The 17,061-nt window shown below is 30.8% G+C and carries 14 protein-coding genes and 1 other annotated feature (1 of these 15 running past the window's edge); of the genes, 2 read left to right on the forward strand and 12 right to left on the reverse strand.

What is annotated here, in order from left to right; genetic code table 11:
- Window positions 1–13 (reverse strand) — a binding site (T-box leader); it reaches 207 nt to the left of the window's first position.
- A gap of 84 nt (window positions 14–97) precedes the next feature.
- A complete protein-coding gene (locus HMPREF9709_RS08100) occupies window positions 98–1,360 on the reverse strand; it encodes a CapA family protein (RefSeq protein WP_005399127.1) in 1,263 nt (420 codons plus the stop codon).
- Between the two features lie 210 nt (window positions 1,361–1,570).
- Here HMPREF9709_RS08100 and HMPREF9709_RS08105 point away from each other — a divergent pair, with 210 nt between their 5' ends.
- Both HMPREF9709_RS08105 and HMPREF9709_RS08110 read left to right on the forward strand, forming a co-directional pair.
- On the forward strand, window positions 1,571–1,885 hold the full coding sequence (locus tag HMPREF9709_RS08105; protein WP_005399128.1) for an ArsR/SmtB family transcription factor: 315 nt from the start codon (window positions 1,571–1,573) through the stop codon (window positions 1,883–1,885).
- Window positions 1,885–2,796 (forward strand): cation diffusion facilitator family transporter, encoded by a 912-nt coding sequence (locus tag HMPREF9709_RS08110; RefSeq protein ID WP_005399129.1) that lies wholly within the window; start codon window positions 1,885–1,887, stop codon window positions 2,794–2,796. Before HMPREF9709_RS08105 ends, HMPREF9709_RS08110 begins: the two co-directional genes overlap by 1 nt.
- Before the next feature lie 52 nt (window positions 2,797–2,848).
- Here the strand turns inward: HMPREF9709_RS08110 and HMPREF9709_RS08115 are convergent, their stop codons facing one another.
- The 11 genes from HMPREF9709_RS08115 to HMPREF9709_RS08170 form a co-directional block, all read right to left on the reverse strand.
- On the reverse strand, window positions 2,849–4,159 hold the full coding sequence (locus HMPREF9709_RS08115) for an alpha-L-fucosidase (protein ID WP_005399130.1): 1,311 nt from the start codon (window positions 4,157–4,159) through the stop codon (window positions 2,849–2,851).
- 532 nt (window positions 4,160–4,691) lie between these two features.
- Entirely contained in the window at window positions 4,692–6,905 is a 2,214-nt protein-coding gene (locus tag HMPREF9709_RS08120; protein ID WP_005399131.1) for a lamin tail domain-containing protein, read from the reverse strand.
- A 134-nt stretch (window positions 6,906–7,039) separates the two neighbouring features.
- Entirely contained in the window at window positions 7,040–8,212 is a 1,173-nt protein-coding gene (gene trpB / locus HMPREF9709_RS08125) for a tryptophan synthase subunit beta (protein ID WP_005399132.1), read from the reverse strand.
- Window positions 8,213–8,550: 338 nt separating this feature from the next.
- A complete protein-coding gene (locus HMPREF9709_RS08130; RefSeq protein WP_005399133.1) occupies window positions 8,551–9,210 on the reverse strand; it encodes a DNA alkylation repair protein in 660 nt (219 codons plus the stop codon).
- 80 nt (window positions 9,211–9,290) lie between these two features.
- Window positions 9,291–9,953 (reverse strand): NAD(P)H-dependent oxidoreductase, encoded by a 663-nt coding sequence (locus HMPREF9709_RS08135; protein WP_005399134.1) that lies wholly within the window; start codon window positions 9,951–9,953, stop codon window positions 9,291–9,293.
- A gap of 167 nt (window positions 9,954–10,120) precedes the next feature.
- Window positions 10,121–10,756, reverse strand: coding sequence for a bifunctional 4-hydroxy-2-oxoglutarate aldolase/2-dehydro-3-deoxy-phosphogluconate aldolase (locus tag HMPREF9709_RS08140; protein ID WP_005399135.1), 636 nt, complete (start codon window positions 10,754–10,756; stop codon window positions 10,121–10,123).
- 42 nt (window positions 10,757–10,798) lie between these two features.
- Complete coding sequence (locus tag HMPREF9709_RS08145) at window positions 10,799–11,224, reverse strand: PTS sugar transporter subunit IIA (RefSeq protein WP_005399136.1); 426 nt, start codon at window positions 11,222–11,224, stop codon at window positions 10,799–10,801.
- Window positions 11,225–11,231: 7 nt separating this feature from the next.
- On the reverse strand, window positions 11,232–12,020 hold the full coding sequence (locus HMPREF9709_RS08150; RefSeq protein ID WP_005399137.1) for a hypothetical protein: 789 nt from the start codon (window positions 12,018–12,020) through the stop codon (window positions 11,232–11,234).
- Window positions 12,021–12,046: 26 nt separating this feature from the next.
- Window positions 12,047–12,826, reverse strand: coding sequence for a 2-dehydro-3-deoxy-D-gluconate 5-dehydrogenase KduD (gene kduD, locus HMPREF9709_RS08155; RefSeq protein WP_005399138.1), 780 nt, complete (start codon window positions 12,824–12,826; stop codon window positions 12,047–12,049).
- Window positions 12,827–12,837: 11 nt separating this feature from the next.
- The gene (gene kduI / locus HMPREF9709_RS08160; RefSeq protein ID WP_005399139.1) at window positions 12,838–13,677 is read right to left on the reverse strand and encodes a 5-dehydro-4-deoxy-D-glucuronate isomerase; all 840 of its coding nucleotides are present in this window, start codon (window positions 13,675–13,677) and stop codon (window positions 12,838–12,840) included.
- Window positions 13,678–13,872: 195 nt separating this feature from the next.
- Window positions 13,873–17,058, reverse strand: a complete 3,186-nt coding sequence (locus HMPREF9709_RS08170) for a polysaccharide lyase 8 family protein (protein WP_005399140.1) — start codon at window positions 17,056–17,058, stop codon at window positions 13,873–13,875.
- Window positions 17,059–17,061: the final 3 nt, after the last annotated feature.

Here is a 17,061-nt window from a genome sequence, read left to right on the forward strand (position 1 = left end):
TCAAAGATTTTGTTTTTTCCATTAATTGGGTATATTTTATTGTCACAATAAATTTAGTACTTATTCTATAAAAAATAGAATGATTTGTCAAAATTTTTTATTCTACAGTTTTACTTAAAACATCTAGGGTCATTCGATTAGCTTTTTCCATTCTTTCTAATTCTTCACTTAACGCTTCATCGGATTTTGGACCACCATTGATAAAATCTGAAATTAGATAAACTCTTGTACGTTTACCGTATTCATCAGGTCTGTTCATTGTCCAAATTGGATGATCTATTAGTTCGACAAATTCTACTTTATTGTCTCTGCTAGATTTTCTAATTTTAACTTCAACGGCTAGACCTTGTTCTGTTCTCCAATCACCTAATGAATTGTAGTTTTGGTTAGAAAAGACATTTCCTAAAGCGTAGTAAATGTGACCGATTCTTCCATCTGATGTTACATATTTTTCTTTTGGTTGTACGACATGAGGATGATTTCCAATGACTAGGTCTGCTCCCCATTCAATCATGTTTCTGGCCAATTTTATTTGATCTTGTCTTGGGTATGATTCGTATTCGTTTCCCCAGTGAGGGTAGACAAAGACAAATTCAGCACCTTCGGCTCTGATGTTTTCAATATCTTTTTTGATTTCTTCTGGAACAAGCATATTGATTTTTGCTTTTTGTTCTTCCGTTTTGACTATGGATTCAAAACCATTTAGCTGTTCGGCGTAGGAAAGCATTCCGACTTTTATGCCATTTACATCCATTATTAGATATGGTTCGGAGCTGTCCTTTTGTGTGCCTGTGTGTTTGATCCCATATTGGTCAAGATAGTCAATTGTGGAGTCTATTCCCTCAAATCTCGTGTCCATGCAATGATTGTTTGCTGTGCTTACCGCATCAACACCCGCATTTTTCAAAGCTTCAAAAATTGCAGGAGGAATGTTGAACGTTGGGTATGCTGATATTTCCCAATTTGGGTTTGATGTGAATTCATTGTTTAAGACGGTTAGGTCTGCATCACTCATGAAGTCTTTGATTAATTCAAAACCATAATTAAAGTCATATCCATTCCCACCAGCCATCGCCTTTGCATATCTAATTTCTGTTTTATGTGGAAATACATCTCCTAGAAGTTTCAATCTCGCTTCATGGATGACTTCTTCCTCAGTCTCTGTCTCTATTATTTCTTGTCTCGATTCCTCTTCTTTAATTGTTTCTTCGTCTGTTGTATCTATACTTTCTTTATCGGTTTCTATATTTGTTTCATATTTCGTATCTACTCCGATTATCTCATTTCCTTCTTCAAAGATATAGCAACCTGATAATAGCAAAGCGAATAACAACATCATCACTATAAATCTCTTTTTCATCTCTTCTCCTATCATCCGTAAATTATTGGACATATATATAAAATATACTACAAAATGAGGATAATGTCACATTTATATTTTCTAACTATTTACAAAATATTTTACTTGACAGTTGAATGGTTGTTCAATTATAATAAAATTAACATATGAATGAATGTTCAACTATGACATTTCTAGATACATATATTCAAAATATTTAAGGAGCTTTTTATGAATGCTGAACAACAAATAGAAAAGAATATCATTGATAGTACATCTGAATTCTTTAAGATTCTTGCAGATAACACAAGACTACATATTATAAATTTATTACTAGATAGAGAAATGTTTGTAAATGACATCGCTAATGCACTTAATATGACAAACTCATCTATATCGCATCAACTAAAAAAAATGAAAGATAACGATGTGGTAAAAAGTCGAAAAGACGGCAAGGAAGTGTATTACTCATTAAATGATGATCATGTCAAATCTATATTTTTAACTACAATTGATCATATTAAACATAGCCAAGAAGGTAAATAATGAAAACACAAAAAAATATTTTAATTGCATTTTTACTAAATTTGTCATTCTCAATTTTTGAATTTATCGGCGGGACTTTAACAGGTAGTGTTGCCATTGCATCAGATGCCATTCACGATTTGGGCGATGCTATGAGTATTGGTCTTGCTTATTTATTAGAAAGAAAAAGCAAGGAAAAACCTGATGAAAACTATACTTACGGATATGCAAGATATTCCGTTTTAGGAAGTTTTATCACAACAATGATTTTGATTTTTGGATCTGTCTTCGTAATTTATAGCGCAATTAAAAGACTATTTTATCCAGAAGTAATAAACTATAACGGAATGATTATTTTTGCGATATTTGGGGTCATTGTGAACGTCGCTGCTGCATATGTTACAAGAGATACAAGCTCATTAAACCAAAGAGCTGTAAATTTACATATGTTAGAAGACGTACTTGGATGGATTGTAGTTTTAATTGGTTCAATAGTAATGAAGTTTACTGATTTTAGTGCAATTGACTCAATTCTTTCACTATTAGTTGCAAGCTACATTTTATATAACGCGATTGGAAATCTTAATTCCGTACTTAATCTATTTTTAGAAAAATCTCCGGACGATATTAAAATAGGTGAAATTAAATCACATTTATTGGCATTAGATGGAGTAAAAGATGTTCATCACATTCATTTTTGGAGTTTAGATGGAAATAACCACTTTATAACAATGCATGTAGTGACCTGTGTAGAAGGTGATATCATTAAGGAAAAAATTCGTGAGGAACTAAAAGAACTAGGCATCTGCCATGCTACATTAGAACTTGAACTACCTGGAGAAAAATGTGAACATGATGAATGTGAATTAGAATTTGAAGTTGACACTCATCATCACCATCACCACCATCATGGACATTCACATACACATTAAAATAGCAATGGAGCTGTTGCATAATGAAATATTACGCAATGGCCCCATTTTTTTATTTCTTTAATTCAATCCTAATTACCGTATCCGCATCATTTACTTTATTTCTCGAATTCAAATCTTCTGCCAAATCAATGAAAGTAATATCATAGCTTTTGACAAATAAATTATTGGAAACATGTAATTCAGAATAATCTCTTAATAAATCAACCCAATTAATTTTTTCCTTTTGAATTTCCACAAGTGGCAGTGGACCAATTGGCTGATCAAAAATGTGCGCATATAAATATCTATCTGATTGAGTAAAATAGCCCCATTCCGGCTTATTAAATTCAGCAATGCCGCAGTTATATATCGACTCAGAATTATATTTCATCCATTCCCCAATCTCCTCCAATATTTTTATACTCTCTTGAGGAATGTTTCCCTTAGCATCTGGCCCAACATTCAACAGCATATTTCCGCCTTTGCTCACACATTCAACCAGCTTTCTAATCAATCGCTTTGAAGTTTTAAATGAATGGTCATTTGCACTATATCCCCAATTATAGTTCATTGTCAGGCACATTTCCCAAGGAATAAATTCCCCCTTCTTATTTGTTAGAGGCTTATACGGTAGGACTTGCTCAGGATTTAGAAAATCTCCAGCATATTCAGAAATTTCCTCTTCAATTAGAGATCCCATTGATTCTCCAGAAGATTCCAATCTATTATCAATAATAATTTCAGGCTGATGCTTTCTCACCATCTCTATCAATTTTGATGCCTTCCATTTTTCACCAGACATTTCATCATATGAAAAATCAAACCACATAATGTCAATCTTCCCATAATTTGTCACAATCTCTTCAATCTGATTAAACATATATTTAATATAATTATCAAAATTTATTTTTTCATCCCTAAAATTCACATTGCCACTCATTGGATGAAACGCATCATCATATTTTGGATAATCCTCATGATTCCAATCTAAAAGGCTATAATACAAGCCCGCCTTCATATCTTCCTCTCTACAAGCATCCAAAAATTCCTTCACAATATCTCTTCCAAATTGCGTATTAGTAGACTTGAAATCAGTATACTTCGAATCAAATAGACAAAATCCATCATGATGCTTCGCCGTCAAAACAACATACTTCATCCCTGCTTGTTTCGCTAATCTCACCCATTTTCTTGCATCAAAATTTATCGGATTAAACATTTCAAAATATTTATAATACTTTTCCTTTTCAATCCTCTCTCTATTTTGCACCCATTCCCCTCTAGCTGGAATGGCATACAATCCGAAATGGATAAACATCCCAAATCTTTCATTTCTGAACCATTCAGTCCTTTTCATTATATCTTCATACTTCTGTCCCATGTCGCACCTCTTTATTTAGTAGTTGTTTATTTTGTAGTTAACTTCATTATAACGTAATGGGGATATTAATAAAGGGGAATGGAGTTGAAAGGTTGGAATTTTGAATGACCTCCTAACCCCTGAACCGCATTTGAGGGAATAAATTATATTTTGTATGGTCCTAATATACCCCCCTACCGTATATTTTAGACCATGCTCAATTTTTTATGGTCCGTATATACCCCCACCCAGTATATTTGGGACCATAGAATTTCTCAGGATTCATTATTTTTGATTATTATACTTCCCTTTTTCCCCTCAACTCTATAAAACTACTCGCGATTCAATATGTTAGGGCAATAATATCTGTTAGCTTAATTTCCCTCAACTAAAAATATTCCAAATTAGGCCCCCGGCACATACGAGGGTATTATTGCTGTAAACCCTCAAACAAAAAAAAACCGATACACCCCCATTTGTAGCAGTCTTTTTTCAACAGTTCATTTTTACCTACTTGAGGTACCCCCAATGAACCTTTTTTATTAACTTTGGACTATTTTCTTTCTTTTGATTTGTGGTTTATTGAAACAAATAGTAGGATAACTGAGATGCCACCAAGTGCAACAAATGTCCAAATTCCATTATCGCCTGTGTTTGGATTGTTTTTATTGTTGTTTATAGGAACAATTTCTTTATTTGTTTCTTTATCTGTTTCATTTTCCTTTGTTTCTTCAAAATTTACTGTTTCTACTTCTTTTGGTGTTTCTAATTCTGTTTCTGTCTCAACTACGGTTTCTTCTTCCGTTTCTATATTTGTTTCGACTTCTGTTTCATTCACAGTTTCTTCTTCTGTTTCTTTTTCTGTTTCATCTACAGCTTCTTCATGGTACAGCCAACCCAATTTCATTGCACGGGATTTTGCACCATCCATAAACCAGTATGTTGGTAGATAGTTATTAATTGCTTTTTTAGCTATTGCAAATCCTTCATTGTTTTCTGTCACATCAAAGTCTGCTGGAGCTTTATAATATGAAGTGTCTGGATGGGTTGTGCCATTAAAGGTAATTTTTGCTAAGGTATTATTTCTACCATTATCTGCATGTGCCCATAAAGCATTGGTTGGTTCGTTGTAGTCAAGACCCATAACCATTCCCATTCCTGTATCGATTTGGGAGACTAATGCAATAGAACCATTTTCTGATAATGCAAAAGCATATATAAATCCATCATTTTCAACGCCCACCAAGAATAGACCATTATTTAGTGTAGAGTAATCTGAAGCTACATAAGGCATATCTGTATGGAAGTCAATAATATTTCCTTCTAACACTTCGTTTGGTATCCATTCTACAGCTTCTATTCCTTCATTATTTGGCACTTTGTAATCGGCCATGCCTCTGTTTTTTCTAGCATTATCAATTATTTCTGTAAGATCCCATTCTCTGATAGTTTTCAAACTGTCTGTAGTTGAATTTGGATCAACTTGTAGAATGATATTTCTGTTTTCCGCCTTAAATGAATTATCTCTTTCTGCCGCAATAAATAGATTGCCTTGTGAATCTGCTGTGATGCCCTCTGCATCTGGACCTGCAGCACCAGGATTATTTATATCTTTCATAAATGAAACAATTTTTCCAGATTCCCAGCCTTCGTCAATGGTAGGCATTCCATCGATGCCAATTGTCATTTTCCAAACTTTCGCTGTACCGTTGTCAACCGCCCACAATGTGTCACCAACGATATCTAAACCTGATGAATCAGATAAAAATTTAGGTTTTTCATCAACATATTCAAATGTTTGTTTTCCTGGGAATGGTAAACGGTCTAGTTCAGGAAGGATTGGTTCTTCTACTTCTTCAGCGTCTTTATTTGGCATTCCCTTTGTAAGTGGCACATCCTTAAATAATCCTATACCATCAGGGATTCTTGATAGACCGCCTTTTGCATGTACTTCCCATGCATGTTTATCTTTTATAACATTTTGTGCATCATATAGATAAACCGCATCTGAGCTACCAAGTCCAAAGCTGAAATGTTTGATATCTCCAGGAATGTCACCTTCAAATACGAAGAAACCTTTTGGTTCAATTATTGTGCCTTCTGGAAGAGGAATGGAATAATGTGTTTCATCATTTGTATCTATGTCACTTATTCTCCATCCTGAAATATCAACACTTTCATTCCCTTTATTGTAGATTTCAACCCAATCTCTATCAGAATTTGTAGATTCAATTTCATTGATAACTACATCATTTGAAGTTTCAATATAATTGAATTTTCCCATTGTATTAGGAAAATCAGCAAATTCTCCTATAGCATCCGGCACTCTTGAATAAGTTTCGTTAGCATGTGCTGTCCAGCTATATTGGTCTATGATATTTCCATCTTTGTCTAATAAAGTCGCTTCGTCTTTCTTACCTAATCCAAAATTGAATTGTTCACCTTCCTTAAAGACGACCATTTGTCTGGGTTCTAGCATTGTACCCGCTGCTAATGGCACCACATCTTCTGAATGTTTTTCAGGATCATTATCCATGATATACCAACCTGAAATATCAATAGTTTCTTCCCCATTATTTATAATTTCAACATAATCAGGGAAAGTATCACTATTTGATTCGATTTCATTAATTTTAACTGATATCTCTTTTTTTGATTCAGTTTCTCCATTTGTCTCTTGATTTTCCGCTTCAACATTATATGGTACAAATGTCAAAAGCATTAAAAATGCCAATAGCACACTAGCAATTCTATTTTTATTATACATAGTCTCTCCTTTATATTTAGTCGCTATTTTAATATTAACCAATAAATATAAAAACTATGTTTGGTCTATGTTAATTCTATGTAAACTGCCATTTAGAAAAGGAGAAATTAAAAATTTCTCCCTAATATATATAACTAAGCTAAATATTCTTTAATTTGTGCCACATCTTTATCACCTCTGCCTGAAAGAGTGACTATAATTATTTTGTCTTTATCTAATTTTGGCGCTAATTTTATAGCCTTCGCCAAAGCATGAGAGCTTTCTATCGCAGGGATTATCCCTTCTACTTTTGACAATAGTAAAAATGCTTCAACCGCCTCATCATCTGTAGCATAACTATATCTCACCCTATTTGTATCATTTAGGAATGCATGCTGTGGTCCAACGCCAGGATAGTCCAACCCAGCCGAAATGGAATACACTTTGGAAACTGAGCCATCCTCTTCAAATAGGGCTTTTGTCCTCATGCCATCAATTATGCCAATCTTGCCTTTTGCCATTGCTGCTGCATGTTCGTTAGTTTCTATTCCCTTTCCCGCAGCTTCTACTCCAATTAAATTCACTTCTTCATTTTCTAAATATTCTGAAAATGAACCAATTGCATTTGAGCCACCTCCTACACAGGCAATGACATAATCTGGAAGTCTTCCTTCTTTTTCTAATATTTGTCTTTTTGATTCTACACTAATAATTTTTTGAAACTCGCGAACGATAGTCGGATATGGATGAGGACCTACAGCAGAACCCAACACATAAAATGCATCTAAATCACTAGTCCATGCTTCAAACGCTCCATCCACCGCTTCTTTTAATGTTTGATTGCCATGAGTCATACTATGGACCTTTGCTCCCATCATTTCCATTCTAAAGACGTTTAATTCCTGTCTTTTAATATCAACGGCACCCATATAAATATCACATTCCATTCCAAATTTTGCCGCTAATGCTGCTGTTGCAACGCCATGTTGTCCTGCGCCTGTTTCAGCAATTATCCTAGTTTTTCCCATTCTCTTTGCAAGTAAAATTTGTCCCAACACATTATTTATCTTATGTGATCCTAAATGGTTCAAATCCTCTCTTTTTAGATAAATTTTCGCTCCATTTAAATGCTCTGTCAGTGATTCTGCAAAGTATAAAGGGGTTTCTCTACCAGAATATTCCTTCAAATAATAATTGTATTCATTGATAAAATCCTCATCATTAATATATCTCTTAAAAGCAGTTTCTAAATCATCACATAATTTTTTTATCTCTTCTGTTACAAATGCTCCACCAAATATTCCAAAATATCCTACTCCATTACCCATATTGATTACCTCTCTTTGATTTTAGTTCTGCAATATTTTACGTATTACAAATTCCTCTAGCTATTAAACTCCATTAAAAAATGACCATCTATCTTCCCGAAGGATTTTGTGGTCAATTGAAAAAGACCACTTAGTTAATCTAAGTGGCCGAGTTTAATTTTATGGTAACCACATAGATACAATTAGTCCACGTTGAATGAACGGTTGCATCTATGCAAAAAATGCATTATACAACCTGTATCTAGTTTTGCCAACCTTTATTAAATAATACTGTCATAATAATACACTCCTTTGTTTTTGTTAAATACAATATACTACTTTAGGAAACCCTTGTCAAGCTAATCTAAATATTTTGACGCTTCTCGAATGGTTAGATTTGATAATCCCTCTTTATTTTCTAAAATGAAGTCAGACACCCATTTAGAATCAGTTTTAGAATACTCTCTTAACGCCCATCCCATTGCCTTATTTATGAAAAACTCAGTTTGATTTAGATTATTCTTCAATATCTTTTCTAATAGAATCGTATTAGTTTTATCTTTTCTTGGTCTTTGATGGTTAATAGCTACCCTTCTAAGCCAAAAATTTTCATCCTCTGACCATTTAAGCATCTCTTCGTCTATATAGTCGCTTGGAAAATTTATGCTTCCTATAGTCTGATCTAAGCTGTCTACGGTATCCCACCAAGATTTTGTAATTACCAAATCTTTGAGTTTTTCTAAATCTTCTTCCACCAAGAATTTCTTCATTGCTCTTAAATAATCACAAGCTAAATATTGAAATTCCCTCTCAGTTAAGGTCCACAATTTTTCAACAAAACCCCAATCTATACGCTTTGTTTTCTTCGCTTCTTTTATAAACTCTTTAGAAATTTCTTTTCTTTTTGGAGACTTTATACCTAAAAACTCAAACCTATTTCTCATATATTTAGCCATCGGTTCTGCTAATTCTTCATTTCCATTCTCATAAAAAATTTGAATAATTTCCTTAGCGTTCATAAATTTTCCTCCAAACCATTATCAAAAACCCTAACATCAGCAAAATAGCTGCAAATTTATTGCAGCCATGTCTTCAAATATTAATCAACAAATTCCACCACTTCGTTGAAATTTCTTCTCTTTTTAGGTGTTATTTCTTCATTTCTATAACCAACACCTAACATTACTGATGGTTCATATTCATTCGTATCGATTATATTATTTTCTTCCAAAATCTCTATTAATGCTGAATGAATAAATCCTTCAATCGCAACACAGTCTAAATCTAAAGAGGCTGCTGCATTCATCATATTCGCTAAAGGTATGAATGTTTGCCTTCTCGCCCATTCATTTACATCATCTTCACTCTCTAGCTCCAACATACCTTCTTGGAATCCCTTAAATGCTTGTGTTACAGGTGATTCCGGATCATATTCAAATCCTAAAACATCCTCTACAATATGCACAACATGTTCGCTGGTATAATTTACATTCTTTTTATATAAAATAATAATAAGTTCAGCATTACCATTTAGAGTATTTCTCGCTCCTGGTGCAATATCGTAGATTTCTCTTCTTAATTCAAAATTACGAATAACTAAAAACTTCCATGGCTCATAACCAAATGATGACGGTGATAATCTTCCTACCTCAAGAATTGTTCTTAAATCATCTTCTGAAACCTTTCTTTCAGCATCAAATGCCTTTGTGGCATATCTTCTATTTGAAATGTCCAAAATCTCAAATTGGCTGAATTTCTCCATACTTCCCCCTAAATATATATTATATTAATATTATATAATATATTGAGGAAAATAGTAATTTATATTAATAAAACTTTATTTCTAGAAGTGGAATTATCAAAAAGCTATTTTTTCAAATAGAAAAAAAGCAAAAAGTGAAAATTTTCTACTTCTTGCTTTTTTATTTTCTATAATCTATTTCTCTTAATTACATTCATAGTTTCTTTAGATATTTGTGTTATTTTGTTAAAATCACTATTTTTAATTAAGTCACTTGGACAAACCCAAGATCCTCCAACAGCAATAATTTTATCAAAATTTATATATTCCTCAAGATTGTCTAAATTTATACCTCCAGTAGGAATAAATTTAATTTTTGAAAATGGTGAAGATAATGATTTTATAGTTTTTAAACCACCATAATTTTCTGCTGGAAAAAATTTTACAACCTCACAACCTAATTGTATTGCTTTTGTTATTTCAGTTGGAGTTACTGCTCCAGGAACAATTGGGATCCCTAATTCTTTTGACTTTTTAACCACATTCTCATCTAATCCTGGTGAAACAATAAATTTAGCACCCACATTATATGCTCTCTCTAAATCTTCAATGGACAGAATTGTACCAGCGCCAACAATCATTTCAGGCATATTGTCAGATATAATCTTTATCGCTTTTTCTGCTCCATCTGTTCTAAAGGTTATTTCCATTATTTTTATTCCACCATCTAACAATGCTTCAGCAAGAGGAATAGATTTCTTATAATCATCCACAACTATTACTGGAACAATACCACACTTTTTTATTTCATTTAAAACATTCATATTCTTGTATCAATTAAAGATAATTAATTGAAACTCCTTTTTTTAAATTCCATCGTCAAAAATTTCATTTTCTTTATCCTGGTTTAAATTAGAAATTTTATCTATACTTTCTTTCCCACATTCTATAACTGAATCGACTAATTGATCTATAGATTCTATTGATGTTCTTGAAAGGAAAAACTCAATTAACATGGCTACATTTACCCCCGTTATCATTTGACAATTCTCTTTTTCGATAACGAAAGGAAATGCTAAATTAAAAGGAGTTCCACCTTTTAAATCGACCATTACTATAACAGAGTTATTATCCCCTAAAATTTCTTTTTTTAAGTTCGATTTCAATTCTTCTAAATCACATCCATCAGTAAAATCTAATGATACTACATTGTCTTGTTTACCAGCAATCATCTCCGCTGATTCTAATAATTCTTTTGCTGATTTTCCATGTGTACATATTACTAATTTCATAAATCCTCTATTTCAATTCTTGCCCATAAACCATTATTTGTGTTAATGCTGGAAAGGGAGAATCATCTTCATTTTTTACCAATTTGTCAAATTTTATCCATTCTATATTTCTTTCGTCTATATTAAAAACTTGTTCTTCCAATCTTTTTTCAAATTTAATAATCTCTTCAGACCCATCAGAAAAAGTGATTGTTCCTTGTGTCCAATAACTATCATGTGGATAGTCACCTCTTAATACAAAACCTAACTTGTTAACTTTAATTTTTCGTCCAAAATTTATTGTTAAACACGCATTTGGGTCTTTGTTTATTCCCCAAGATTGATAAGGATAAGCTCCATGTCCATCATTTGTTAACATACCATCAATTGCATTTAGTGCAAAAAATGTCGATTCATTTCTAGTTTCTACATTTGCACTAGCATGTGGGTATGAGCCATTTTCAAAAGTTTGATCATGTGTATTTAATGCCATATTTCTATAAGAATAAATCTCTTTAGTTGTCATATATCTTACTGACATACAATTTCTAAATGATCTAAACATGGTTGATGGAAAAGCCGATTTTTCTGGATAAATTTTTATCTTGTATTCCCAGGTCTTGTTAGGGATGTAAATAAATGATTCTTCTTTTGTTGCATCAAACTTAACAGCTAAATGATTCAATGGTGACTCAGATTCTATTCTGATTATATAACCATCTTCATATCTATCTTTAAAACCTAACCATAAATTATCTTTTCCAGAAATAGTTTTTAACGTTTCTCTTTCTTGATTTAACAAAGAAATCTTAAGCATATGCTCTCCTTATTAGAACTATTTGTCTATCTTACCAACCATCCACCATCTACTGCCAAGATATGACCATTTACATAATCTGAGGCTCTGCTTGATAAAAATACTATAGTTCCCATTAATTCACTAGTTTCTGCCCAATGCCCTGCAGGTATTCTATCCAGAATTTCTTTATTTCTTTTTTCATCTTCTCTAATCGGTTGAGTATTATCTGTCTTAATATAACCAGGAGCTATGGCATTAACTTGAATATTTTTATCAGCTAATTCATTAGCAAAAGCCTTTGTAATTCCTGCAACGCCGTGTTTGCTTGCTGTATATGGAGGCACAAATTTACCTCCTTGGAATGATAACATTGAGGCTACATTTATTATCTTACCTCCACCTTGTTTTACCATTTCTATCGCAGCTCTTTGGCTTAAATAATATACTGAATTAAGGTTAATATCAATTACAGTATTCCAATCCTCATCTTTATATTCAAGAAGTGGTGATCTTTTTATTGTACCTGCATTATTAATTAAAATATCCACCTTACCATATTTCTCTAAGCAATCATTTATGACGATATTCGCCGCATTTTCCTTAGTCAAATCTATTTGTAAAAAGTGTACTTTTCTACCTTTGTCTTCTATCAATTTCCTTGTTTCTTCTATATCTCCACTTAAATAAGTAATATATATATCTGCTCCAGCTTCAGCTAAGGCTACAGCATATGCTTGGCCAAGGCCTTTATTTGCTCCTGTAATTATTGCCACTTTATCTTGTAATTCAAAATATTTCATATTAAAATTGTTTAGTTCAGACATAATATCTCCTTTTATTTCAGTTGATCCATTTCTACAAAATCCATATCATCATATGTTATATTCTCACCACACATTGCCCAAATAAAGCTATAATTTTTCGTTGCAACTCCACTATGGATTGACCAACTTGGACTTATTGTAGCTTGTTCACTTTTCATAACCAAATGTTTAGTTTCTGAAGGAAGTCCCATAAAATGAAACACTCTTGTATCTTCTTCCATATCGAAATATAAATATGTTTCCATTCTTCTTTCATGTGTATGACAAGGCATTGTATTCCAAGAGTTTCCTTCTTCTAATATTGTATATCCCATTTGTAATTGACATGATTCACAAATATTTGGATGTATATATTGATAAATCTTTCTCTTATTCATAGATAAATCATCTCCCATTTCTCTTGGAGTTATTTTATCTATTGAAATCTTAACATTTGGATACACTTTGTGCGCAGGAGTTGATACAACATAGAATTTTGCTGGATTACTTTCATTTACTGATTCGAAAATAACTTCTTTTGTTTCCTTACCAATATAGAAACCATCCTGTTTTTTCATATCAAAAACTTGTCCATCGATTGTTATTTTACCTTCTCCACCAATATTAATAACACCTAATTCTCTTCTTTCTAAGAAATAATCTACACCTAATTCTTTGTTTAACACTATTTCTAATTTTTTATTTGTTGGAGTAACACCTCCAAAAATTTGTCTGTCATCATGAGTATAAGTTAATTTTATTTCTCCCGGTACAAAAATTTCTTCAACTAAAAATTCTCTTCTTAAATCCTCTGTTGAAAAATTTCTAATATCTTGTGGTGAGTGTGAATATCTTGTATCGTATTTTGTCATTATTGATTCCTTTCTTTTGTTTTCTTCTTAACAAAAATTACTTGATTTAATATTATAGATATTATCAGAATTATAAATATATTCTTTATTCCTTTGTCTCCTGTGCTAGGATTTTTTACCTCCTTTTTCTTTTTAATATCTTTACTATTATCTTTTACATTAATTTGAGTAATCTTTTTATTATCTTTTGCCTTTTTATTTATTTATATTATTTGTTTTGTTTTTTCCATCTTTATTATTATTGTTATTTTGTTTTGTTTTATTTGTATTTGATTTATCTAATCTGTCCTCTTTTTTATTAGAATTTTCATCATTAATATGTTTATCATCCTTCTTTCTTAATCTAAATCTTAATTCAGATCCATCTTCCGCGTTACTTAAAAGTTCATATTTACTTAAATCTATCTCTACAGATTTTAATATATTTTTTCCTTCAAAAGTATTAGCTTTTATTTTATAAATAGAATCCTCTCTAGTTAAGTAATACAACCCCTCTTTTGATATCTTTACACCATCATATAAATTATATTCTTTTGGTAAATATTTAACTGCCATTATAGTTTTTGAGTTTGTATCTTCTATAACTTGATTCTCTATATCATTTGATAAAACTTTTATTTCTTGATTTTTATTATTAAACTCTCTTTCAGAGATATTTGGATACATTATATAAGCATAGGATTTAACTCTTTTATCATTATTGTTTACAATAGATATGAATTCATTTGTAACTAATTCATTAGACTGTGAGCTATTAATAGAATTCCAAGAATCACTTCTTGTCTCTTTTTTAAAAGAAATATTATTATTTTCTAATAATTTATAACCTATGTTCTTGTTTTCCATTTTATTTTTTAAGAATATATTTTTTATATTCTTTTTCTCAAAATTATACTCTTTTGCTTTTTTGCCATCTACAATTAGTTCATAGTCTTTAGAGTTTATCTTCCTATTTTCAAGTGTTGTATAAGATTTTTTATCAGTTTTATTGATTATAGGCGCTCCTAATAAAACAATTTTATTATCTACAATAAACCAAGACTTCTTTTGAAATAAGGTTTTATTATAATTTGAAAAATCCATTCCGAAAATAGCATGTTTTGAATCATGAACTAAACCTCCAACCAATGAAGATCCCATAGTTTGTTTACTTCCGCTATTTTCGCCTGATTGTCTTTGTTCAACAAGAGCTGTAACACCTGGAAGTTTTGTAGCATCTACAGTTGGCCAAAATCCATCACTATAGTGTGATAAATCTCCATTATATAGGTAAATCATGCCATCACCAGTGTACCAACCCCTTTTATTTTCTTCATTCATCTCCTCATAATTTTGTGTTCTAGATGAATGCATACTTAATGCTATGGCATAATCTCTATCAGAATTATATATAACTGCTTTATCCATATTTGCAAGATTCTTTATATATGATTCATTCGAAATAAGTTTAATAGAATTGTCATTTAATATATTATTAAATAATTCTATATCTTTATATGAAGTTAAATTATCATAAACATCATAATAAGAATCTAATTTTACTATTTGTTTTATTGTTCCTTTTAACCTATCATTTGTCTGTACATCAAATAAATCACTACTTCTAGCAATAGAACGAAGAATTTCTACTGCTGCAGCATGAGATTGTAAATTTTCTCTACTTATACCTCTTCCTCTACTCATATCCATTAACTCTCCTTTGAAAATTAATGGTATAAAAGAATTGTCATACCATTTTAAAAGTGTTTGCAATTTGTCTTGACCTAATGGTGAATTAGTTTTTTGAATAATAGGTAATAGTTGTGTCAAACCATCTATCAAAACATTACCGTATGAACCTGTAGATGCTAAATTTGTATGTGCTATATATGATCCATCCATATAAAAACCTTCGCCATTATTTACAAATTCAAATAATTGTTGCATTGATTTTATAGTTTCAGATATAGTTTCGTCATCTTTATTTAATATCCCTGCTATAATCTTTACCCTTCCCATATCAACTAAATTTCCACCTGTTGCTTTAAATGGAGATAAAGTTGCTCTAAAGATATAAGGATCAGGTACAAACTTATAAATAGGTTTTAAATATTTATGAATGTCTTCTTCAGAAAAATATCTATACATTAATGATAATGTGTTATTTATAGCTCTTGGAGTTCCTATCTCATAATCCCACCAATTCCCTACAATATCTTTATTTTCATGATAAACATTTTTGTACATCCAATTTAAAGAATTTTTTACAATTTCGATAGCTTTTTTATCATTATAAACGGATGACTCTTTATTAGTAATTTGTTTTGCTAATAACTCCAATTTCCTATATGTTGTAGTCAAAGAAGATGATTTTTCATAATCTTTAGTCTCTTCCCAAAGATATCCATCCATTTTAAAATTAAAAGTGTTGATTATTTCTTGTGCTTTCAATTCTAAATTTTCATGATTTTCTCTCATAATTTCATTTGTTGAATCATAAAATTCATTTCCAGCTATAACCTTATTCCATTCTTCTATCATTTCTAGATATTTATTATTAATATTCTTTATTTCTACACTGATTATCTTATCTTGACCATTATCGGTAGTAGAAATTATAGTTTTCCCTACAGATGTTGGAACTATAAAACCATTTTCTATTTTTAAAATATCATCTTTTATTTTATATTCTAAATTAGGTTTATTTAATAAATATTTCTTATTTAATTCTAAAGTAATTGTTTCCTCTATTGTACTTAGTTCATCTTCTCTAATAGATTCATTATTTTTTTCTTTTTCAGTTAATGATATATCGTCAATATAGATACTTCCTAACCCTTTATCATAAAATATTTCTACTCTAATATTATCTATATCAGATAATGGTTTATATATTTTTTTAGATGTCTTCCATTCATTATTTCCAGTAAACTTTTCTGAATACCACAAATTCTTCTGCTCATTACCTTTTTTTTCTATTATCCTAATATAAATATTTCCTTTTTTATTCTTTGTTTTTATATCAAAACTTAACTCATATTCTTTATCAGATTCTACTTTTAAATCTTGATTAACAACTGTTCTAAATTCACTTTGACTATCTATATATAACACATTTTTCTTATTATCTATATTTTCTAATATTTCATACTTATATTGATTTTTTATTTCTTCTTTTAATTCATCATTTTCTAAGTATTCTTTTGAAATCCATAAATTCCAATCCTTAGGAGCTTTACCAGTCCAAAACTTTTTATTTTCATTAGTTTCGGTAAAATCACCATTTTTTATTAAATTCTTTTTTTCAATTTCTTCCTGTGCATATACTACATTAGAAATAATCACGAAAGAAAAAATGTAAATTAAAATTATAAATTTATTTTTTATTTTCTTAGTATTCATAAA

Source organism: Helcococcus kunzii ATCC 51366 (assembly GCF_000245755.1).
Classification (GTDB): Bacteria; Bacillota; Clostridia; order Tissierellales; family Peptoniphilaceae; genus Helcococcus; species Helcococcus kunzii.